The organism is Curtobacterium sp. BRD11 (assembly GCF_031844345.1).
Lineage (GTDB): Bacteria > Actinomycetota > Actinomycetes > Actinomycetales > Microbacteriaceae > Curtobacterium.
In genome coordinates this window covers 162,422-183,187 of record NZ_JAUZUZ010000007.1, presented here as the reverse complement: position 1 = coordinate 183,187, position 20,766 = coordinate 162,422, and the positions used below count along the sequence as shown (strand labels likewise).

Genomic DNA, 20,766 nt, shown 5'->3' with positions numbered 1-20,766 from the left:
GTCCCGACCGTCAGGAACGGGACCGAACGCGACGTCGTCGGTGCAGCAGCACGCCGGTCCCGGCGGTGAGGAGCGCGAGCGCGACGGCGAGGGGTCCGGTCACCTCGGTGCCGGTCCAGGCGAGGCGCCCCTGCGGCGCGGCGTCGACGGTCCGGGCGGTCGTCGCCGGTCCTGGCGACGGTCCGTCCGCGCCGGGCTCGCCGGTCTGGTCGGCCTCACCGGGGGTCCCGGTGCCGCCCGTGCCTCCGGCACCGTCCCCCGGGGACGGTGCGTCACCCGGATCGGTGCCCTCGCCGTCACCGGGGTCGGGGTCCGGACCGTCGCCGGCGCCGGTCCCTGCGGACACGACGACCTCGACGGGGACGGGCGGCGCGAGCTGCCCGGCGGGGGTCGAGGCGAACAGTTCGAGGGTGTACGTGCCCTCGGTGAGCGCATCGATCGGCGAGCAGGACCAGTGTCCGGCGTCGTCCGCACCTCGATCGGCGGCATCGGTCTCACAGGCCACCGTCCCGTCACGGACGACGACGACGTGCGCGCCGGGCGTGGCGGTGCCCGAGAGGGCGGAACCGGGTGCCAGGTCGGTCTGGTCGAGCGTCGGTGCGACGACGGGCCCCTCGGTGACGAGCTCGATGTCGGACCCCGCGGTGCCGAGCGCCAGGAGCGCCCCGTCCGCCTGTAGGCCGAGCTCGAGGCCGTTCGCCGGTGAGGACGGGTCGTCGGCGGTGAACCGGACGACGTGGGGCGCAGGGCTCGTCGTGCGGACCTGGAGACAGCCGGAGGGGGCGGCGGCGTCGACCAGCGCGGCGAAGGGCAGGCCGGGACCGTTCAGGGCGGACAGGCACATCGACCCGACGACGAGCGGACCGGTGGTGCCGGGCGCGGGGTAGTGCGCGGTGTCGGCGGCGACCGGGCGGGTGTCGAGCACGGGCTGGCCGTCGTGGTCGGCGACGGCGACGAAGCCCGTGGTGCCGACGACGTGGAAGGTGCCCTCCAGCGTCGCAGCGGGTGCAGTCCGTGGCTCGGGCTGCGGCGAGCGGAGCGTGTCGGCCAGGGCGGCGGGGCCGAGCAGGAGCGGGGCTAACGCGGCCGCGGGCAGGAGCGGGAGCGCGAGACGGGCGCGCCGGGGGTGGTTCACGGTGGGGCCTCCGGGAGGGGACGGTCGATCGGACCGTGAAATGGTGCCACATACGGAATGTCGTACTTCACTAGCATGTGCGATGGGTACGGCCGGCACCCCGCACCCGGACGATGCCCCCGGGCGACCCAGCGGCAGTGGGTAGGATCGTCATGTGGCAGTGAAGCAGGTGGACCCGATCGACGTCGTCCTGATCGGGGGAGGGATCATGAGCGCCACGCTCGGCGCCATCATCCACCGCCTCGAACCCACGTGGAAGATCCGCGTGTACGAGCGGCTCGGCTCGGTCGCGCAGGAGTCCTCGAACCCGTGGAACAACGCCGGGACCGGTCACTCCGCGCTGTGCGAGCTGAACTACACGCCGGAGATGCCCGACGGACACGTCGACATCGCCAAGGCCGTGACCGTCAACGAGCAGTTCCAGGTCTCGCGGCAGTTCTGGGCGCACCTGGTCGAGACCGGCGCGCTCCCTCAGCCGTCCAACTTCATCAACCCGACCCCGCACATCTCCTTCGTGTGGGGCGAGGACAACGTCGAGTACATGCGCAAGCGGTACGAGGCGCTCAAGGGCCACCCGCTCTTCGCGGGCATCGAGTACTCGGACGACCCGGCGCAGATCCGCAGGTGGGCGCCCGCGCTCATCCCGGGGCGCAAGAAGGACCAGCCGGTCGCTGCGACGTACTCGGCCGCCGGCTCGGACGTCGACTTCGGTTCGTTGACGCAGCAGCTCTTCGACGAGCTCGAGATCGCCGGTGTCGAGTTCGAGCCGTCGCACCAGGTGCAGAAGATCACGCGGTCGAAGATCTCCGAGGGCTGGGCGCTCGACGTCCGCAACGAGATCGGTCGGTCGACGCAGCGCATCGCGGCGAAGTTCGTCTTCGTCGGCGCCGGCGGCGGGGCCCTGCGCCTGCTGCAGAAGTCGGGCATCCCGGAGATCCGCGGGTACGGCGGGTTCCCCGTGTCCGGCGAGTTCCTGCGCACCGACGACCCCGAGGTCGTGCAGAAGCACGCGGCGAAGGTGTACGGCAAGGCGAGCGTCGGCGCTCCGCCAATGTCGGTGCCGCACCTCGACACCCGGATCGTCGAGGGCAGGGCGTCGCTGATGTTCGGCCCCTACGCCGGGTTCAGCCCGAAGTTCCTCAAGCAGGGCTCGCTGCTCGACCTGTTCCGGTCGATCCGACCGCACAACCTGCGACCGATGCTGAGCGTGGCGTTCTCGAACTTCGACCTGGTCCGCTACCTGGTCGGGCAGCTCCTGGCGTCGAAGCAGACGAAGTTCGACGCCCTCCGCGACTTCATGCCGACCGCCGAACCGGAGAACTGGCACCGCATCACCGCCGGGCAGCGCGTGCAGGTCATCAAGCCGGATCCGGACAAGGGCGGGGTGCTGCAGTTCGGCACCGAGGTCATCACCTCGGCCGACGGCTCGATCGCCGGCCTGCTCGGCGCGAGCCCCGGTGCGTCCACCGCGGTGCCGATCATGCTGACGATGCTGCAGCGGTGCTTCCCGGACCGGTGGGACGCCTGGGCCCCGATGGTGCGGACGATGGTGCCCACCTACGGCAAGGACCTCGGCGCCGACCCGCAGCTCGCCGACGAGACCCTCGAGCACACTGCGAAGGTCCTCGGTCTGCACCACTGAGCCCCGCCGCTCGGGCGACTTGCCCCTGGTTCGAACGTGTGTTCGAATGAGGGCATGCGGTGGAGCGGGCAGTCGATCGGAGCGGAGCGCGGTGACGCCCTGCCGGGGCTCGAGTCGAACAGCGGGTTGGTGCGCAGCGTCACCACGCCGGAGTTCGCCGGGGTCACCTTCCACGAGGTCCTGGCGAAGAGTGCCCTGAACCGTGTGCCGGCTGCCGACGGCAGCGGCACCTACGGGTGGACGATCAACCCGTACCGCGGCTGCAGTCACGCGTGCGTCTACTGCTTCGCGCGGCCCACGCACACGTACCTGGAGTTCGACGGGGGCGCCGACTTCGACCAGCAGATCGTCGTGAAGACCAACGTCGCGGACGTCCTGCGCCGTGAGCTCCGGAAGCCGTCGTGGGACCGGCACCCCGTCGCGCTCGGCACCAACACCGACCCGTACCAGCGTGCCGAGGGGCGCTACCGGTTGATGCCCGGGGTCATCCGCGCGCTGGCTGATTCGGGCACCCCGTTCAGCATCCTGACGAAGGGGACGCTGCTGCGGCGTGACCTGCCCACGTTGGTCGAGGCGGCACGGAGCGTCCCGGTCGACCTGGCGATGTCGATCGCCGTGTACGACGACGAGCTGCAGCAGCAGGTCGAGCCCGGGACCCCGACGACCGCCGCCCGGTTGGCGACCGTCCGGGCGATCCGCGACGCGGGGCTCGAGTGCTCGGTGTTCCTCATGCCGGTGCTCCCGTTCATCACGGACACGCGCGCGCACCTCGACGAAGCGATCGGTCGCGCGGCCGAGGCCGGCGCCTCGAGCGTCATGTACTCCGCACTGCACCTGCGTCCTGGCGTGAAGCCGTGGTGGGCGGCCTGGCTGCAGCGGACCCGTCCCGACCTCGTCGCGCGCTACCGCTCGATGTACCTCGACAACACCTACGCGCCCGCGGACTACCGCCGGTGGCTCGCGGACCGGGTGCGTCCGATCCTGGCCGCGCACGGTCTCGGACTCGGCCGGGTGGACCCGGCGACCGGTTCGATGGGGTTCAGCGACCGGCAGGCGCACCTCGTACCCGGCGAGCGGGCCGCGGCGGCGACCGCTCCGCGTGCACCGCGTCCGGGGTCGGGCGACACCGGACCGCGCGCCCTGGTCGGGTCGGTCATCACGAACGGGGGCATCACGAAGGGGTACCGCGTCCCGGTGTCGCTCGACGAGCAGTCCCGCCCGACCTCGTCGCCGCTCAAGCGTGCCGACCCTGACTTCGACCGACGCGGTGCCGGGACGACCGTGATCGGAGGCCCGTCCGGACCGACCCTGTTCTGAGGAGCGTCCACCTTCCGCGTTCGGGGGACACCCTGTGTCGGTGATCGGCGGTAGCATCGAGCGGGTCGCCGGATCGTGCTCGTTTCGGGGTACACGACCGGCCCCCGGACGGTCGCGTCACACGGCGACCGGACGACTCTCGGAAGGACCATCGACCCGTGCTCGGCATCCCCACGCACCTCGCTCCGCGAGTGAACGCGTGGTCGACCGTGCGCGCCTTCCACGCAGCGGCGATCGGATCGGTCGTCGCCGCCGCCGTGACCCTGCTGCTGTACCGACTGGCCGAGCCCGACGTGCGGGTCGCCGGGGCCGTGCTCGCGCTCCTCCCCATGCTCGCGATGATCGGCGTGCACGTGCAGTTCGGCACCTGGCGCTCGGCCGTGGCCTTCCTCGTCACCGGCGGGGTCTGCACGTGGTGGTTCACCACGATCGTGCAGCGCGAGGTGCCCGCCGGCTGGGTGACGAGCTACCTGGTGTCGCTCGCGGTGATCCCGCTCGTGCTCGTGGGCGGGGCCGGTGCGGTCGCGAGTCGCGTCGTCGTCTGGTCGTTCGGCGGGTTCCTGGTCGGTCGGCTCGCGACCGGGATCGCGGTGCTGCAGGCGGACGGGCCGCCCCGACCACTCATCCTCGCCTGGGTCACCCTGGGCTTCGTCGTCGCCCTCGTGCTCTTCACCAGCCGGAACACCGCTCGGTCCGAGCGCGTCCAGCCCGAGCTGCTCCGGTCCGCGCGCGAGGAGCACGTGTCCGCCTACCGGGCCGGGGTCGAGGCCGAGGCCGCGGCGATCCTGCACGACACGGTCCTCAACCACCTCGGTGCCATCGCGCTCGCTCCCGACGGCCCCATGGACCCGCAGCTCGCGCGCACGGTCGAAGCCGACGTCGCGATGCTGACCGGGAAGCAGTGGCTCGCGTCGTCCGACCCGACGTCCGAGCCGGACCCGGCCCTTGCCGGTGCCGCGTTCGACGCGATGGTGGACGAGCACCGGGCGGCGGGGCTCGCGGTCGCGGTCACCGGTGATCCGGCTGCCCTGGCGCGGCTCGACCCGTCGGCGGCGACGGCACTGCTCCGGGCCGTCGGGCAGTGCCTGGCGAACGTCCGCAAGCACGCGGGGACCGACGAGGCCGAGGTCAGCGTCTTCGACGACGGCTCGTCGTGCACGGTGATGGTGGTCGACGACGGCCGCGGGTTCGACGAGCAGGAGACCGGCAGCGACCGGATGGGGCTGCGCGGCTCGGTCCGGGAACGCATCGGCCGCGTCGGCGGTGACGTCCAGGTGTGGTCGTCGCCGGGATCCGGGACGAGCGTCATGATGACCGTGCCCTACACGAGCGAGGACGCGGCCCGCGCCGACGGAGCACACACCGGCGGCGTACGGACCGGCGGCGCACGGACCGGCGGCGCGGCGTCGTACGCCGTCACGGGTGAGTCCGACCGCGGAGCCGCCCGGTGAGTCGCGTCGACGCGGTGCGGGCCGCCGTCCGGGGCGCTCGGACCGCACAGCAGTGGGACCCGCTCGGCGCGATGGGTTCCCGCCCCCTCGCCGTCCTGCTCGGTGCGGCCGGCGTGCTGTGGGCGCTGCTCGTGTCGGTGTTCGACCGCGACGTGGTCGGCAGCCCGACGCTCAGCGCCCTCACGGTGCTGCTCCTGGGCGCATCGGGCGCGGTCGTGATCGCGTCGTCGTCGCCCTTCCGGGCGCCGTTCCCGCGCTGGGCGTACGTGCTCCACGTCGTGCTGCTCGGCGCAGCGTCGGCCGCGAGCGTCGCGGCGCAGTGGGGGCCGGACCGCAACGCGCTCAACGACTTCATGTGCCTGCTCACCGCCACCGGGATCGTGACGGTCGCGCCCTACCGACCGTGGCGGGACCTGGCGGTCGGCGGGCTCGTCCTGGCGGCGGTCGACGCAGCTGCCTGGGGTGCCGCCGCCGCCGTGTTCCCGCACCAGGTGCCGGTGACCGTCGCCGCCTTCCTCGCCGCCGCGCCGACGCTGGTCCTCACCGCGGCGTCCGTCGTGTTCGCGTGGACCTTCGGCGGCCTGGCGGAGCGCGTGCAGATCCGTGCGGGCTCGTACTCGGTGGCGCGCGCCGAGCGGGACGGCATCGCCGCGCGCGTGCAGCAGGACCGCTCCGTCATCCTCGCGCGCGACGTCGCCCCGTTCTTCGCCGAACTCCGGACGCGTGAGGTGATCACCGACGCCGACCGCGCACGCGCTCGTTCCATCGCGGACGGCATCCGGCAGGCCATGGTCGCGGACGCCGACCGGACGTGGCTCGAGTACGCGGTCGCCGTCGAGGGCGGGTCCGCCGAGTCGGTGGACGACCCGGACGGCCTCATCGCGACGCTCGACACCGACCAGCGGACCGTGGTCCGGACGTTCCTCCGTGCGGCGCTCGGCGCAGCGACGGTGGACCCCGCGCGGTTCCGTGCCACGGTCCGCCGTTCGCGCGAGCCCGGTGCGCCACCCGACCGCGTCGAGGTCCGCACGGAGCTCGCGGTCGACGACTCGGACGTCGGCATCCACCGCACGTTCGACCCCTACTTCGCGGTGCTCCGCGTGACCTTCCCCGACCTCGACGTCGCCGTCCGACCATCGTCCCTCGCACTAAGGTTCTCCTATGACCAGCACTGACCCGAACCGGACCACGGAGGGCGTGCCACCGCTCCCGCAGCCCGGAACCCGACGCGTGCGGCTGGCGATCCTCGACGACCACGAGGTGCTGCTCGACAGCCTGTCGAGCTGGATCGCCGTGAACGCCTTCGACTTCGACCTCGCCCTCACCGCCCACACGTGGCTCGAGATGGTGCACAGCGAGAACTTCCCGACGGACCTCGTCTTCCTCGACTTCCAGCTCAAGGAGCCGGTGTCGATCGAGGCCCGCGTGCGCACCTGCCGTGCCGCCGGGGCGAAGGTCATCGTGCTCTCGAGCGTCGACAGCCGCGAGTCCCGCGACCGTGCCCTGGCTGCCGGTGCGGCCGCGTTCCTGTCGAAGTCGCTGCCGATGCGCGAGGTCATGGACGTCGCGCGCGAGGTCATGGGTGTCTCGCGGGAGACCCCGGCGCAGCGCGACTGGCGCCCGCTGCCGACCGGCGCGAGCGCGCACCAGCGCCCGAAGCTCAGCGCGGGCGAGGAAGAGGCACTGCGCCTGTACGTGTCCGGCTACTCGACGAACGAGGTCGCCGCGCAGATGAACGTGCAGTACGAGACCGCCAAGACCTACCTCCGCCGCGTCCGCGAGAAGTACAGCAAGGTCGGCCGCCCCGCGTCGAAGAAGTCGGACCTCATCCGTCGTGCCGCCGAGGACGGGTTCCTCGCGTAGTGGCGAAGCTCTACTTCCGGTACGGCGCGATGAACAGCGGCAAGAGCACCGGGCTGCTGCAGGCCGCGTACAACTACGAGGAACGCGGGCAACGCGTGCTGCTGGCGAAGCCGTCGGTGGACACCAAGGGCGACCGTGAGATCGTGTCCCGACTCGGCGTCACACGCTCCGTGGACGTCGTCTTCGCCCCCCACGACGACGTCCGGCACGCGGTCGCCGACGCCGGTGCCACCGACCCCGAGTCGGATCGGCTCGACGGCATGGTGCGTCCGGTGAGCTGCGTGCTCGTCGACGAGGCGCAGTTCCTCACCCCGCGCCAGGTCGACGACCTGCTCCGCGTCGCCGTGCTCGACGAGGTCCCCGTGCTCGCCTACGGCATCCGCACGGACTTCCGCACCGAGGCGTTCCCCGGCAGCGCGCGACTGCTCGAGGTCGCGCACTCGCTCGAGGAGCTCAAGACCATCTGCCGGTGCGGCCGCAAGGCCGTGTTCAACGCGCGCAAGGTCGACGGCCGCTTCGTCTTCGACGGGTCCCAGGTCGCGATCGACGGGGTCGACGTCACCTACGAGTCGCTCTGCGCGAACTGCTACCTCAGCGAGTCGGGTGGACGGCTCGACGGCGAGCTCGCCCACTGATCCGACCCACGTCCGTCAGGTGGGCCACCGCCGGACGGGAGGCGCGGTGCGGCGCCGCCCCGCGCCTCCAGGCCGGTCCGCGGCGCGGAATGCGCGCACGCCGGCGACGGTTGTCGTCCCCATGAGCGACGCCACCGTGCACCTGTCCGTCCTCGACCTGGCCACCCGCGAGTACGGCCAGTCGAACACCGAGGCCCTGCAGGGGTCGATCGACATGGCCGTGCACGCCGAGCAGCTCGGCTACGAGCGTGTCTGGGTCGCCGAGCACCACGGCATGCCGGGCATCACCTCGTCCGCGCCCGCCGTGCTGCTCAGCGCCGTCGGCGCCGCGACGTCACGCATCCGGATCGGTTCCGGCGGGGTGATGCTCCCGAACCACGCGCCGCTCGTGATCGCCGAGCAGTTCGGCACGTTGCGCGCACTGTACGGCGACCGCGTCGACCTCGGCATCGGGCGCGCCCCGGGGACCGACGGCGCGACGGCGATGGCGCTGCGCCGCACCGACCGGCTCGACGTCGACGACTTCCCCCAGCAGCTCGCCGACCTGATCGGCTTCTTCACCGGCATGGACGCGTCGAACCCGCTGTCGCGCATCCGTGCGGTCCCGGGCTACGGCGACGTGCCGGAGTTCTGGCTGCTCGGCTCCTCGGGCTACAGCGCGCAGGTCGCCGGCGCGCTCGGGGTGTCGTTCGCCTTCGCGCACCACTTCGCGTCGGACAACACCGAGGCGGCGCTCGCGCTGTACCGAGACTCGTTCCGCCCGTCGCGCTTCCGGCAGACCCCGAACGCCCTCATCGGCGTGCAGGTCGTCACCGACGAGGACCCCGCGGTCGTCGAGGAGCAGAGCGCTCCGGGGATGATCTCGTTCATCCGGATGCGACAGGGTGCCAAGCCCGAGCCGGTGTCGATGGACGAGGCCCGCGCGTACGAGTTCTCGGACCTCGAGCGCCGGTTCATCGCCGCGAGGACGGAGCGGCAGGCCTACGGCGACCGCGAGCACGTCGCCACGAAGATCAACGAACTCGTCGCGTCCACCGGTGCCGACGGGGTGATCGTCGCGCCCGGTGCTGCCCAGGCGCGCTACCGGCACCAGGCGCTCGACGTGGTGGCGTCCCTGCAGGCCGAGGGCCGCCTGGTGCCGGCGGGGGCGACGGTCTAGCGGACGGACGCCCGCTGCGGCCGTCCGGCCGTGGGAGCCGTCAGGCCAGGAGCCCGAGGCGCGTCGCGGCGGTGATCGCGGCGACGCGCGTCCCGACGTCGAGCTTCCGGTAGACGTTGTAGACGTGCCGCTTCACCGTGCCGACGGCGAGCCCGAGTTCGGTGGCGATCTCGGCGTTGGACCGCGCATCTGCGACGAGACGGAGCACCTCGAGCTCGCGGTCGCTGAGCGGTGACCCGGCGCGGGCGTCGGTGACCAGGTCGACCGGGAACGTCACGGGACCCGCACCCCTGCGGGTCGCTCGGACGATCCGGCCGACGAGCTCCCGGCTCGGGGTGTCCTTCGTCACGAAGTCCACGGCTCCGGCGTCGAGCAGCGCGCGGCGGAGGACGGCGTCACGGTGCATCGTCAGGACGACGACGCTGATGTGCGGGTGTCGGCGGCGGACGGTGGCGATGGTGGTCCGCGCCGGTGGCCCGTCGAGCTCGACGTCGAGCAGGAGCACGTCGATCGCGGCCGCCTCGGGGGAGTCCAGCACGTCGGACGGGCGCTCCCCGTGCGCGACGACCCGGATCGTCGGGACCGCTGCCAGGATCGTGGCGAGCCCCTCGCGGAAGAGTCGGTGGTCGTCGACGATCGCGACGTGGGTGACGGCGGTCACATGGCTCCCCTCGGGACGGTCAGCCGGACGACGGTGCCCGAGCCCGGGGCGCTCTCGACGTCCAGTCGGGCGCCGAGCACACCGGCCCGCTCACGCATGGTGCGCTGCCCGAGGCGGCCCTCGGCGACGGCGTCGGGAGCGAACCCGGGGCCGTCGTCCCGCACCGTCACGACCACCGTCCCCGGCGACCACGCGAACTCGACGGACGCCGCGGAACCGGGCGCGTGCTTCCGTCGGTTGGTCAGCGCTTCGAGGAGGATCGTCAGCGCCTCCTCGGCCTTCCAGTTCGGCAGGGTGCCGGCGACGCCCGTCGTCGTGATCACCAGGCGGTCGTCCCCCGGGAACAGGTCGTCCACGTGCCGCCGCAGGGCGTCGTCCAGCCGGTCCTGGCCGACCCTGGCGTGCAGGGAGAGCGCGAGGTCCTGCACGTCGGTCAGTGCTCCTCGGAGCAGCCGCGCCGCGGACTCGAGCTGCGCGGTCCGCTCTGCCTCCGCGGGGTCGGTGAGCAGCACCAGGTCGAGGCGCTGCAGTCCCGCGAGCACCCCGTGTGCGACACGGTCGTGCAGGTCGCGGGCGATCTGCTCCCGCGAGTCGAGGTTCGTCGAGGTCACCCGTTGCCGGAGTGCCTCCGTGTACGCGATCGCCCCTGCGGGGAACCGACTCCAGACGCCCGCGTGCAGTGCCCGGGTGGCGCGGAGGACCTCGTCCGTGGTGCGCGCTCCGACCTCGTCGACGAAGACCGGCAGGTAGGCGTCGAACAGCATCTCGGCCGCCAGCATGGCCCCGGCGGGGTGCTGCGCACGTTCGGCGTGCAGGACGCCGGTCGCGAGGTGCTCGGGGTCGAGGTACCGGTCGCTCACGACGCTCGCGGTCCCGTCGCCGGTCGCGTAACGCTCGTGGGCTTCGCTGATCATGGACGTCACGTTGTCCAGGAGGCTCTGCGCGAGGACCGGGTCGTCGGCGAGCTCGGGGAAGTGCGCGCCGATCTCCGCGAGGACGGTGGGGAGCGGGGCGGGGATCGTCATGACGGTTGCGAGCGTAGCGGCCTCCGTCTCGTCGACGTGCTCGACGACCGGGCGTTGTGTCGCCGGACACAGACGCAGAGGAGCGTGCCGGGAAAGCAGCAGGGCCCCGATCCGAGTGGATCAGGGCCCTGCTGTTCTACTGTCTCAACACAGTGTCGGGGTGACAGGATTTGAACCTGCGACCTCCTCGTCCCGAACGAGGCGCGCTACCAAGCTGCGCCACACCCCGCGGTGTGGTTGCTCCGAATCGGAGCGACCAGGAAAGTCTACCGGACGTTCGAGGGTGCTCACGACCATTCGCGGTACACCCGGGCGCGTCGCGGCGGCTCGGGTCAGGAGGTCTTCGCGGTGAGTGTCACGACCACGGCCTCGGGGCGGCAGGAGAACCGCACCGGAGCGTAGATCGACGTGCCGATGCCCGCCGAGACCTCGAGCCACGACCAGTGTCCACGGTGCTGCCAACGGTGCAGACCGCTGACGTACTGCCGGGGCAGGTCGGAGTTCGTGACGAGTGCGCCGACCCCGGGCACCTGCACCTGACCACCGTGCGTGTGCCCGGCGAAGACGATGTCCGCACCCTGGTCGACGAAGGCGTCGAGGACGCGCCGGTACGGGGCGTGGGTGATGCCGATCGCGACGGGGGAGGGGCCGTCCTCGTCCTCGGTCCACGGCACGGCGCTGCGCATCTCGTCGACGTTGGTCGGCAGCAGGTCGAGACGGTCCCAGTCGCGGTGGGCGTCCGAGGTGCCGAACAGTTCGAAGCGCGATCCGCGGAGCTCGATCGCGTGGGCCTGGTCGTTGACGTCGAGCCACCCGAGCGACTCGAAGAACGCGGTCTGCCGGTCGATGTCGAGCTCGACCGGACGGCGGCCGGTGGGGTGGCTGCTCGGGCCGGTGAAGTACTTGAACGGGTTCCGCGGGGAGGGGCCGTAGAAGTCGTTCGAACCGTGCGCGAAGGCGCCCGGGACGCCGCGGAACGGCTCGAGTGCGTACTCGACCGCGGTGTTGGCCGTGGGGTGCCCGAGGTTGTCGCCCGTGTTCACGACGAAGTCGGGCTCGACCAGGCTCAGGTCGCGGAGCCACTGCTGCTTGTCGGCCTGCCAGGGCGCCATGTGGATGTCGGAGAGGTGCAGGACGGTGACGTCCCGGGACCCCGGCGGCAGCACCGGGACGGTCTCCCAGCGGATGCCGAAGCGGCGACGTTCGACGAGGGAACCCCACGCCGCCGTCGCCGCTCCGACGGTCGCGCCCGCTGCGATCACTCCCAGCGCGGCGCGACCACGGTTCACCGGCATTCCTTCGGGGCCTTGCCGTTCTTGTTGCCGAACAGCTGCAGCGTGATGGTCGCGTCCTTGCCGACCGCGGTGCCCTCACCGGGGTCGACCGCGGCGACGCTGCACTTGTTGTCGCCGTCGCCCTTCGCGTAGCCGTCCGAGAGCGCGATCTTCGTGAAGCCGGCATCCTGCAGGGCGCCGCGCGCATCGCTGACGCTCTTCCCGGTGACCTGGGGGACCGTCGTCTGACTGCCGTCGGTCGTGTACACGGTCACGCTGGACCCCGTCGACAGGAGCGATCCCGGGCCCGGGGAGGTCGACGAGACCGTCCCCGGGGTGCCGCCGCCGGGCTGGGCTCCGCCGTCGACGTACGTGAAGCCGGCACCGGCGAGCGTCGCACGGGCCGCGTCCGCGGTCTTCCCGCGGACGTCCGGAACGTTGACGCTGTTGCCGCGCAGCGCGGTCTGCGACGGCGTCGGGAACGGGTCGGCCGGGTGCAGCTGGTTGATCGGGATCATCGCCTGCTGCCACACGTGCGCACGCTGCGACGCGTAGGAGCCGTACCCCGCGGTGTTGTAGTAGTGGCGCAGGTTGTTCTTCGCCCCGTCGGTGTTGCCCTGCCAGTAGGCGGTCGCGACCTTCGAGCTCGCACCCACGAGCCAGATCTGGTCGGCGTCGTCCGTCGTGCCGGTCTTGGCGAACAGCTGCGTGCCGTCCGGGGTCTGGGCGCCCTGCGCGGTGCCGTACTGGATCGTGCCGCGCATCGCGAACGCAGCGGTGGCTGCGACGCTCGGGTCGAGCACCTGCTTGCACTGCTTCGGCTGGCCGCCGAGCTCCTTGCCGGAGGCGTCGGTGACCTGGTCGATCGCGATCGGGGCGCAGTAGGTCCCGCCGTTGGCGATGGTCGCGTACGCCGACGCCATGGTCAGCGGCGCGATGTTGTTGGTCCCGAGGATCGACGACGGGTAGGCGTTCAGCTCCGTCTTCTCGTCGGCGGAGTGCACGCCGAGGTCGACTGCGGTCTGCCGGATGTCGCACAGGTCGAGCTTCGCGGCCATCGACGCGAACGCGGCGTTCACGGAGAGGGCTGTGGCACGGGCGACTGTGAACTGGCCGTTCTCACCCGCGGAGTCGTTCTTCGGAGCCCACGGCGAGGTGATCGTGGAGCCGCACTGGGTCCACTGGGACGTGTTGTGCGGGGTGCCGTTCACGCTCTCGTTCAGGCCGTGCCCGGCCTTGAGCCAGTCGAGCAGCGTGAAGACCTTGTAGGTCGAGCCGACCTGGAAGCCGATCGAGCCGCCGTACTCCTTGTCGACGCTGTAGTTGATGGACGTCGCCGTCGGCGGGGACTGCAGGGACTGGTCGTAGTCCTTGTTCTGGGCCATCGTCAGGATGCGCCCCGTCGACGCCTCGACCGAGTTGAGCGCGCCGCCGAGCTGCAGCCGCGACTCGGTGTTCGGGTCGTAGGTGTTCAGCAGGTCCTTCTGCTGCCCGTTCAGGTTGATGTCCAGCGTCGTCTGGATCTTGTAGCCGCCGTTGCGCCACGCCTGGTCGCGCTCCTTCTGGGTCCCGCCCAGCTGTGACATCTGCTTGACGACCTTGACCGCGTAGTCGCAGAAGAACTGCGCGCCGTTGCCGGCCGCCGACTGGCAGCCCTGGTTCGGCTCGGTCAGGTGCACGTAGTCCTTGGGCTCCGACGCGATCGCCTTGTCGAACTCGTCCTTGGTCAGGTGCTTCTGCGCGTACATCGACTTGAGGATGACGTCGCGGCGAGCCTTGTTCGCCTCGTAGTTCTTCTCGTTCGCCAGGTTGCGCGTGTTCGGGGACTGCACGATCGCGAGGATCGAGGCCGCCTCGGCCGGCGTGAGGTTGGTCGCCGACTTGTTGAAGTAGTGCTGTGCGGCGGCCTGCACGCCGTACGTCTGGTCGCCGAAGTAGGCGATGTTGAGGTACCCGGTCAGGATCTCCTTGTGCGAGTACTTCTTCGCCAGGCCGATGGCGAGCTTCATCTCCTCGAGCTTGCGGGGGATGGTCTGCTCGACGGCGTCGTTGTACGCCTTCTGGCGCTCTTCCTCGGACGGGAGCTCGAGGGCCTGCTGCATCTTGATGTTGCGGACGAGCTGCATCGTCAGGGTCGAGCCACCGCCGGACTCGCCGAGGCCGCCGGCGATGCTGCCGACGCCGGCGCGGACGAGCGAGGTCATGTCGACGCCACCGTGGTCCCAGAAGCGCTTGTCCTCGCCGTCGATCGCGGCGTTCTTCAGCTGGTCGCTGATCTGGTCGTACTTGAGCTCCTCGCGGTTCTGGTCGTAGACCGTCGCGAGCTTGACCGGTTGCCCGTTCGCGTAGGCGTAGATCTCGTTGCGCTGCGGGAGGTCACCGATCTCGATGTACTCCGGCAGGGACTCGAACACGCCGATGGTCGAGGTCGTCGTGACGCCGGCGACGGCGATCGCCGGGGTGACCCCGATCGTGACCAGCAGACCAGCGAGCGCACTGAAACCGACGAAACCGACGAAGGCGCCGATCGCGGAGACGGGCTTGGTCCGCGAGGCAGACTTCTGGGCAGACATAGGATGCAGCCTAAACGACGCCCACGACTGAAAGGCTGGCAAGGAACCGCATGACTCAGTGGGAGTACTTCACCGCTCCGTTGTTCATCCACAACACGGCCGCGATCCTCAACAACTTCGGTTCCGAGGGGTGGGAGCTGGTCCAGGTCGTCAGCGGCCCCGAGGGCGGGCTCGTCGCCTACCTGAAGCGCCCGAAGGCCGACGCGTGAGCACCGCCGACCGCCTCGCGGAGCTCGGTCTGACGATCCCGGAGGTGGCTGCGCCCGTCGCCGCCTACGTGCCGGCCGTCCTCACCGGGCAGTACGTGTACACGGCCGGGCAGCTGCCCTTCGTCGACGGGGCGTTGTCGGTCACGGGCAAGGTCGGTGCCGCGGTCGACGCGGACACCGCCACCGCCCAGGCGCGCGTGGCCGCGCTCAACGCCCTCGCCGCGGTGCAGTCGGTCGCGGGCTCGCTGGACCGGGTCGCCCGGGTCGTCAAGGTGACGGTGTTCGTCGCGTCGGACCCGTCCTTCACCGGGCAGCCCGCGGTCGCCAACGGCGCGTCGACGCTCGTCGGCGAGGTGTTCGGGGACGCCGGCGTCCACGCGCGCAGCGCGGTGGGCGTGGCCGTGCTCCCGCTGGACGCACCGGTCGAGGTCGAGCTGGTGGTGGAGCTCACCGACTGACCGACCGTCAGCGACGCAGCTGACGCGAGCCGCGCCTCCAGACCGGTCGGGAGGCGCGGCTCGCGTCGTTCCGGCTACATGAGCTCTGCGATGGTCGCCATGATCGTCGGGTCGGCGAGCGTCGTCGTGTCGCCGATGCGACGGCCCTCGGCCGCGTCGCGCAGCAGGCGACGCATGATCTTGCCCGAGCGGGTCTTCGGCAGCTCCGGGACCACGACGACCTGCCGGGGCTTCGCGATCGCACCGATGCGCTTGCCGACCCAGTCGCGGAGTTCCTTCGCGACCGCGTCGCGGTCGGCACCCTCGGCCGCCTCGGCGGTCAGGATGACGAACGCGACGACGGCCTGGCCGGTCGTCTCGTCCGCGGCACCGACGACGGCGGCCTCGGCGACGCCCTCGTGCCCGACCAGGGCCGACTCGATCTCGGCGGTGGAGAGCCGGTGGCCGGAGACGTTCATGACGTCGTCGACGCGACCCTGCACCCAGATGTCGCCCTGCCCGTCCAGCCGCGCGCCGTCGCCGGCGAAGTAGCGGCCGGGGAAGCGGCTCCAGTAGGTCTCGACGAAGCGGTCGGGATCGTTCCAGATGCCACGGGCCATCGACGGCCACGGCTCCGTGATCGTCAGGTAGCCGCTCTCGCCGGGGTCGGCGCGGTGGCCCTCCTCGTCGATGATCTCGGCGACGATGCCCGGCAGCGGGGTCTGTGCGGCTCCGGGCTTCAGCTTCGTCACGCCGGGCAGCGCCGAGATCATGATCGCGCCGGTCTCGGTCTGCCACCAGGTGTCGACGATCGGCGTCCGGTCGTGGCCGATGACCTGCCGGTACCACTGCCACGCCTCGGGGTTGATCGGCTCGCCGACGCTGCCGAGCAGGCGGAGGGACTCGAGGCTCCGCGCCTCGGGGATCTGCCGGCCGGCCTTCATCGCGGCGCGGACGGCGGTCGGCGCGGTGTAGAGGACGGTGACGCCGTAGCTGTCGACGATGTCCCACCAGCGGCCGGGCTGCGGCTCGTCCGGGGTGCCCTCGTAGAGCACCTGCGTGACGCCGTTCGCGAGCGGGCCGTAGACGACGTAGGAGTGCCCGGTGATCCAGCCGATGTCGGCGGTGCACCAGTAGACGTCCTTCTCCGGGTGCATGTCGAAGACGTTCCGGTGCGTGTAGGCGGCCTGTGTCAGGTAGCCGCCGGAGGTGTGCACGATCCCCTTCGGCTTCCCGGTGGTGCCCGAGGTGTAGAGCACGAACAGGGGCGTCTCGGCGGGGAACGCCCGCGCCTCGTGCTCGGGGGCTGCCTTCGCGAGCTCGTCGTGCCACCACAGGTCGCGGTCGTTCCAGGCGATGTCGTTGCCGCCGCGCCTGACCACGAGCACGTGCTCGACGGAGTCGGTGCCCTCGCCGGCCAGTGCCTCGTCCACCGCGGGCTTCAGCGGGGAGACCGCGCCGCGCCGCCAGCCCCCGTCGGCGGTGACGACGAGCTTCGCGCCGGCGTCCTCGATGCGGGCGCGCAGGCTCTCGGCGCTGAAGCCGCCGAAGACGACCGAGTGGACGGCGCCGATCCGGGCGACGGCGAGCATCGTGACGACCGCCTCCGGGATCAGCGGCATGTAGACGACCACGCGGTCGCCCTGCGCGACGCCGAGGTCGGTGAGCATGTTCGCGGCGCGTTGCACCTCGGCGGTCAGTTCCGCGTAGGTGATCCGACGCGTGTCGCCGGGTGCACCCTCGAAGTGGATCGCGACCCGGTCGCCGTTGCCCGCGCGGACGTGCCGGTCGAGACAGTTCTCGGCCACGTTGAGGGTGCCGTCGTCGAACCACTTCGCGAACGGCGCGCCCGACCAGTCGAGTGTCCGGGTGAACGGTGTGCGCCAGTCGAGCAGGGTCCGGGCCTGGTCCGCCCAGAACGCCTCGCGGTCGGCGGCGGCCGCCTCGTGCAGGTCCTCCCGCGCGACGGCGTCCGCGACGAAGTCCGCCGGCGGAGCGAAGGTCGGGCCGTCCTCGTGGCGTTCGTCGGCCTGGGTCGGTGTGGACATCGGTGTCCTCTCGCATCGTTGCGGCTGGGGTGCAGTCGGAGACTACCCCCGGTGCGGGACCGTGCTGCGGGGCCCCGCGGACATTCCGGCCGAGGGGTTGCCGAGCACGGGTCGTCATGGGGTACAGTGGTTCCTGCCGGACTCGTTTCCGGTGGCACCGGGCCGGATTCCCCCCAATCCACCGATGTCAAGGCGGCACCGGTTCCCCCCAACAGGTGCCGCCTCTTCTTTTTCCCCGACGCCTGTTGCGCAGCGTCTCCGGGTGGCACGGCTCGATCGGCGTCCTGGTGCCGAAGAGTGGACAGACTTGTCCACGTCCTCGTTGCAGGGCCGCTCGCGACGGCGTCCGCTCGGAGGGTGCCCGGGCGACCGGCCGCCCGGCCCGGTGCCGTCGGTTCCGTGTGGTCGCGTGCGGACACCGAACGGGGTACGGCTTTGCGTGACGGGGTACAACACGGCACTCCGAGGGTGTCGAGCGGGTGGCGTCCACACGACATACCGATTCCTGCCGCGGCCGCCACAGACCGACCTAGCGTCGACCGCATGCACCGCCACCGAGCCGACGCCCCCGGGGCCGATCACGACGCCGCCGGTCCCGGCGCCCCTGCTGAGCCGGGCGGCGTGCCGTTCCTGCCGGGCGCCGCGCGTGCTCGGCGGCGCAGGGCCCTCGATCCGTCGGTGTTCGAGGAGCTCGCGGCCCTGGTCGCGGACGCGGAGACGACCGACGTGCTCGTCGTCGGCGGGCAGGGCACCTGGATCGACCGGGGTCGCGGCCTCGAACGCGTCCGCCCCGAGCTCCCGGAGCGGCGTGCGCGAGCGCTCGCCGCCGAGCTCGTCGCCCTCGGCGGCCGCCACGTCGACGAGACCACGCCGTGCGCCGACGTGCGGCACGGCGACGGGGTGCGCGTGCACGTCGTCCTCGCGCCGGTGTCCGTCGGCGGCACCGCGCTGTCCGTCCGGCTGCCGCGACCGGAGCGCCCGACGCTCGCCGGCCTGGAACGCCTCGGTGCCTTCCGGGTCGTGCCCCGGGCCGTGCTCGAGGACGCGGTCGCCCGGAGGCGCAACGTCCTGGTCACGGGCGCCACCGGCAGCGGGAAGACGACCGTGCTCGCGGCGATGCTCGGCGCGGTGCCGCACGACGAGCGGATCGTCACGGTCGAGGACACCGCGGAGCTCCGGGTCGAGCACCCGCACGTCGTCACGCTCGAGGCGAGACAGGCGACCGCCGAGGGCACCGGTGCGCTCGGGCTCGACCGGCTCGTGCGCGAGGCACTCCGGATGCGCCCGGACCGGTTGGTGGTGGGGGAGTGCCGGGGTGCCGAGGTCCGTGAGCTCCTCGGGGCCCTGAACACCGGGCACGACGGCGGGGCCGGCACCCTGCACGCGAACGGTCTCGCCGACGTCGGAGCGCGGCTCGAGGCCCTCGGGGCACTGGCCGGTCTCGTCCCGCAGGCGCTCGCGCGACAGGTCGTCAGCGCGGTCGACCTCGTCGTGCACGTCGAGCGGCGGTCGTCGTGGCGGGGGATCACGGCGGTCGGGACGTGCGGGATCGACCGCGACGGGCGGCTCGAGGTCCGCCCGGTCGGACGCGCCGGCCCGTGAGTCGCCGCCGCGGTCGGGTCGGTCCGGACGCTGCCGGAGCCGCGCGCGTGCTGGACCGGGTCGCGGTGCTCGTCGGTGCGGGGGTGCCACCACCTCGGGCCTGGGCCCTCGTGGGTGGCGTGCCCGAGGCCGACGCTCCCGCCTGGCAGGACGTCCGCCTCGTCCTGCAGGTGGCGGAGCGGACCGGGGCGCCCTCTGCCGGTGCCCTGCGCGCCCTGGCCGCGGCGATGCGCCGGACGGCCGCGTCCGACCGTGCCGTCCGGGTCGCCCTCTCCGGACCGCGCACGAGTGCTCGGGTCGTGCTGGCGCTGCCGCTCCTCGGGCTCGGACTCGGTTCGGTGTGGGGTGCGGACGCGTTCGTCGTGCTCCTCACCCGGCCGGTCGGCTGGATCTGCTGCGCAGCGGCGGCCGGACTCGTGCTCGTCGGGCAGCGCTGGACCCGACGGCTGGTCGACGCCGTGACGCCGGACGGGCACGTGCCGGGCATCCTGCTCGACGCGTGGGCGGTGGCGCTGACCGGCGGCGGGTCGTGGCAGTCGGCGGAAGCAGCCGTGCGCGGAGCCCTCGGAGCAACCACCGGTGACGGGGTCGCGGCGGCGCGGCTGCACGAGGTGCTTGTCCTGAGTCGTCGCGCCGGGGTGCCCGCCGCGGAGCTGCTGCGCGCCGCTGCCGAGGACGCCCGGGACGACGCCGCTGCGGCGGGCCTCGCTGCGGCGGAGCGACTGGCCGTCCGGCTCGTGCTGCCGCTCGGCGTGTGCGTCCTGCCGGCGTTCGTCCTGGTGGGCGTCGTGCCGGTCGTGGTCGGGGTCCTCTCCTCCACCGTCGGTGGTCTCCGCTGAACCGTCCACAGACCGACCCGCCGAGCGTCGGACGGTGCCCCCGGTGGGCGAACGTGGGACCACCACAGAGAGAGGGGAACACCATGACCGACTCGACACCTCCGCAGCCGACACGGGTCCCGGCGCCGGTGCCGTCACCGGGAGACACGGCGGGCGTCGCCCGAGGGTGGGCCGCGAGCGTGCACGTCCCCGCTCGTCCCGGTGCCGGACGTCGTCGGTGCCGCCCCGGGGACGACCGCGGGTCGGCCACCGCCGAGTACGCCGTCGTCATCCTTGCCGCGGTGGCGTTCGCCGGTGTGCTCGTCGCCGTGATGCGCTCGGGCGAGGTACAGCAGATCCTGACCGACCTCGTCCGCGGGGCACTGGTCCCGTGACCGGGCTCCGTCCGTCCGCGTCCGACCGCGGCAGTGTGACCGTGGAGTTCGCCGTCGGGCTCCCGGTCGTCGCCCTCGTCCTGGTCTCCCTGGTCGCCGGCGTGGTCCTGGTCGACCGTGCCGGGCGGCTCGGGTCGGTCGCCGGCACGGCGGCACGGGCGCTCGGGCGCGACGACGAGCGGACGGCCGCCGCGGCACTCGCCACCGTGCCCGGTTCCACCTCACGGGTCCGCCACGAGGACGGTCTGGTGTGCGTGGACGTGCAGGGGACCCCGGCCGGTCCCTTCGCGGTCCTGCCGCTCCGCGCGACCGGCTGCGCGGCAGGAGGGGGCGGATGACGCGGCCGTCGGGACCCGACCGGCGCGTGCGGCCGACCGGGACCGTCGCGGTCCGCAGGGCACCGGACCGCGGTTCGGTGACCGTCGCCCTCGTCGCCGTGCTGGCGCTCGCGCTGCTCGTCGGCTCCGCGGCGCTCGCCGGTGCTCGGACGCGCGTGCTGCTCGAACGGACGCGCACCGCCGC

Annotated in this window: 18 protein-coding genes, 1 tRNA gene and 1 pseudogene; 13 read left to right on the top strand and 7 right to left on the bottom strand. The window is 72.3% G+C overall.

The features are described from left to right. Positions 1–10 precede the first annotated feature (10 nt). Entirely contained in the window at positions 11–1,135 is a 1,125-nt protein-coding gene (locus Q9R28_RS15170) for a hypothetical protein (protein WP_311206496.1), read from the bottom strand. A gap of 154 nt (positions 1,136–1,289) precedes the next feature. On the opposite strand from Q9R28_RS15170, the gene Q9R28_RS15165 reads away from it, so the two are divergent. The 7 genes and pseudogenes from Q9R28_RS15165 (at position 1,290) to Q9R28_RS15135 (ending at position 9,202) form a co-directional block, all read left to right on the top strand. Then, positions 1,290–2,777 carry a malate:quinone oxidoreductase gene (locus Q9R28_RS15165; protein WP_311206495.1) on the top strand — a complete coding sequence of 496 codons (1,488 nt, stop codon included), beginning with the start codon at positions 1,290–1,292 and terminating at the stop codon, positions 2,775–2,777. 54 nt (positions 2,778–2,831) lie between these two features. After that, positions 2,832–3,903: pseudogene (locus Q9R28_RS15160) on the top strand (Rv2578c family radical SAM protein); the annotation flags it as partial. A gap of 349 nt (positions 3,904–4,252) precedes the next feature. After that, positions 4,253–5,545, top strand: a complete 1,293-nt coding sequence (locus tag Q9R28_RS15155) for an ATP-binding protein (protein WP_311206493.1) — start codon at positions 4,253–4,255, stop codon at positions 5,543–5,545. After that, positions 5,542–6,720 carry a hypothetical protein gene (locus Q9R28_RS15150; RefSeq protein ID WP_311206492.1) on the top strand — a complete coding sequence of 393 codons (1,179 nt, stop codon included), beginning with the start codon at positions 5,542–5,544 and terminating at the stop codon, positions 6,718–6,720. The genes Q9R28_RS15155 and Q9R28_RS15150 overlap by 4 nt, the downstream gene beginning before the upstream one ends. After that, positions 6,707–7,408 carry a response regulator transcription factor gene (locus tag Q9R28_RS15145; protein WP_235426346.1) on the top strand — a complete coding sequence of 234 codons (702 nt, stop codon included), beginning with the start codon at positions 6,707–6,709 and terminating at the stop codon, positions 7,406–7,408. Before Q9R28_RS15150 ends, Q9R28_RS15145 begins: the two co-directional genes overlap by 14 nt. Further along, positions 7,408–8,043 carry a thymidine kinase gene (locus Q9R28_RS15140; RefSeq protein ID WP_066655166.1) on the top strand — a complete coding sequence of 212 codons (636 nt, stop codon included), beginning with the start codon at positions 7,408–7,410 and terminating at the stop codon, positions 8,041–8,043. The genes Q9R28_RS15145 and Q9R28_RS15140 overlap by 1 nt, the downstream gene beginning before the upstream one ends. A gap of 121 nt (positions 8,044–8,164) precedes the next feature. Beyond that, entirely contained in the window at positions 8,165–9,202 is a 1,038-nt protein-coding gene (locus tag Q9R28_RS15135) for an LLM class flavin-dependent oxidoreductase (RefSeq protein ID WP_311206491.1), read from the top strand. 40 nt (positions 9,203–9,242) lie between these two features. Here Q9R28_RS15135 and Q9R28_RS15130 read toward each other — a convergent pair whose 3' ends face one another. The 5 genes from Q9R28_RS15130 to Q9R28_RS15110 form a co-directional block, all read right to left on the bottom strand. Continuing rightward, a complete protein-coding gene (locus tag Q9R28_RS15130; RefSeq protein ID WP_209685095.1) occupies positions 9,243–9,863 on the bottom strand; it encodes a response regulator transcription factor in 621 nt (206 codons plus the stop codon). Further along, complete coding sequence (locus Q9R28_RS15125; protein WP_066655160.1) at positions 9,860–10,888, bottom strand: sensor histidine kinase; 1,029 nt, start codon at positions 10,886–10,888, stop codon at positions 9,860–9,862. The genes Q9R28_RS15130 and Q9R28_RS15125 overlap by 4 nt, the downstream gene beginning before the upstream one ends. A gap of 155 nt (positions 10,889–11,043) precedes the next feature. Beyond that, positions 11,044–11,117 (bottom strand) — tRNA-Pro (locus tag Q9R28_RS15120). A 103-nt stretch (positions 11,118–11,220) separates the two neighbouring features. Continuing rightward, complete coding sequence (locus tag Q9R28_RS15115; protein WP_066655158.1) at positions 11,221–12,183, bottom strand: metallophosphoesterase; 963 nt, start codon at positions 12,181–12,183, stop codon at positions 11,221–11,223. Further along, on the bottom strand, positions 12,174–14,735 hold the full coding sequence (locus Q9R28_RS15110) for a transglycosylase domain-containing protein (protein WP_311206490.1): 2,562 nt from the start codon (positions 14,733–14,735) through the stop codon (positions 12,174–12,176). Before Q9R28_RS15110 ends, Q9R28_RS15115 begins: the two co-directional genes overlap by 10 nt. Positions 14,736–14,785: 50 nt before the next feature. Between Q9R28_RS15110 and Q9R28_RS15105 the strand changes: the two genes are divergently transcribed. Together Q9R28_RS15105 and Q9R28_RS15100 are read left to right on the top strand one after the other, a co-directional pair. Then, on the top strand, positions 14,786–14,944 hold the full coding sequence (locus tag Q9R28_RS15105; RefSeq protein ID WP_182046010.1) for a hypothetical protein: 159 nt from the start codon (positions 14,786–14,788) through the stop codon (positions 14,942–14,944). Then, on the top strand, positions 14,941–15,402 hold the full coding sequence (locus Q9R28_RS15100) for a RidA family protein (protein ID WP_066655154.1): 462 nt from the start codon (positions 14,941–14,943) through the stop codon (positions 15,400–15,402). The genes Q9R28_RS15105 and Q9R28_RS15100 overlap by 4 nt, the downstream gene beginning before the upstream one ends. A gap of 74 nt (positions 15,403–15,476) precedes the next feature. Here the strand turns inward: Q9R28_RS15100 and acs are convergent, their stop codons facing one another. After that, a complete protein-coding gene (acs, locus tag Q9R28_RS15095; protein ID WP_271825290.1) occupies positions 15,477–17,429 on the bottom strand; it encodes an acetate--CoA ligase in 1,953 nt (650 codons plus the stop codon). Between the two features lie 543 nt (positions 17,430–17,972). On the opposite strand from acs, the gene Q9R28_RS15090 reads away from it, so the two are divergent. The 4 genes from Q9R28_RS15090 (at position 17,973) to Q9R28_RS15075 (ending at position 20,582) form a co-directional block, all read left to right on the top strand. Next, positions 17,973–19,031, top strand: coding sequence for a CpaF family protein (locus Q9R28_RS15090; protein ID WP_081984954.1), 1,059 nt, complete (start codon positions 17,973–17,975; stop codon positions 19,029–19,031). Then, complete coding sequence (locus tag Q9R28_RS15085) at positions 19,028–19,870, top strand: hypothetical protein (RefSeq protein WP_066655144.1); 843 nt, start codon at positions 19,028–19,030, stop codon at positions 19,868–19,870. The genes Q9R28_RS15090 and Q9R28_RS15085 overlap by 4 nt, the downstream gene beginning before the upstream one ends. A gap of 179 nt (positions 19,871–20,049) precedes the next feature. After that, the gene (locus Q9R28_RS15080; RefSeq protein WP_066658434.1) at positions 20,050–20,244 is read left to right on the top strand and encodes a DUF4244 domain-containing protein; all 195 of its coding nucleotides are present in this window, start codon (positions 20,050–20,052) and stop codon (positions 20,242–20,244) included. Beyond that, positions 20,241–20,582 (top strand): hypothetical protein, encoded by a 342-nt coding sequence (locus Q9R28_RS15075; RefSeq protein WP_066655141.1) that lies wholly within the window; start codon positions 20,241–20,243, stop codon positions 20,580–20,582. The genes Q9R28_RS15080 and Q9R28_RS15075 overlap by 4 nt, the downstream gene beginning before the upstream one ends. Positions 20,583–20,766 lie beyond the last annotated feature (184 nt).

Coding starts and splice junctions, on each gene's coding strand:
- Q9R28_RS15135 (WP_311206491.1), top strand. CDS start 8,165: ATGAGCGACGCCACCGTGCACCTGTCCGTCCTCGACCTGGCCACCCGC.
- Q9R28_RS15105 (WP_182046010.1), top strand. CDS start 14,786: ATGACTCAGTGGGAGTACTTCACCGCTCCGTTGTTCATCCACAACACG.
- Q9R28_RS15110 (WP_311206490.1), bottom strand. CDS start 14,735: ATGTCTGCCCAGAAGTCTGCCTCGCGGACCAAGCCCGTCTCCGCGATC.
- Q9R28_RS15115 (WP_066655158.1), bottom strand. CDS start 12,183: ATGCCGGTGAACCGTGGTCGCGCCGCGCTGGGAGTGATCGCAGCGGGC.
- acs (WP_271825290.1), bottom strand. CDS start 17,429: ATGTCCACACCGACCCAGGCCGACGAACGCCACGAGGACGGCCCGACC.
- Q9R28_RS15145 (WP_235426346.1), top strand. CDS start 6,707: ATGACCAGCACTGACCCGAACCGGACCACGGAGGGCGTGCCACCGCTC.
- Q9R28_RS15125 (WP_066655160.1), bottom strand. CDS start 10,888: ATGACGATCCCCGCCCCGCTCCCCACCGTCCTCGCGGAGATCGGCGCG.
- Q9R28_RS15090 (WP_081984954.1), top strand. CDS start 17,973: ATGCACCGCCACCGAGCCGACGCCCCCGGGGCCGATCACGACGCCGCC.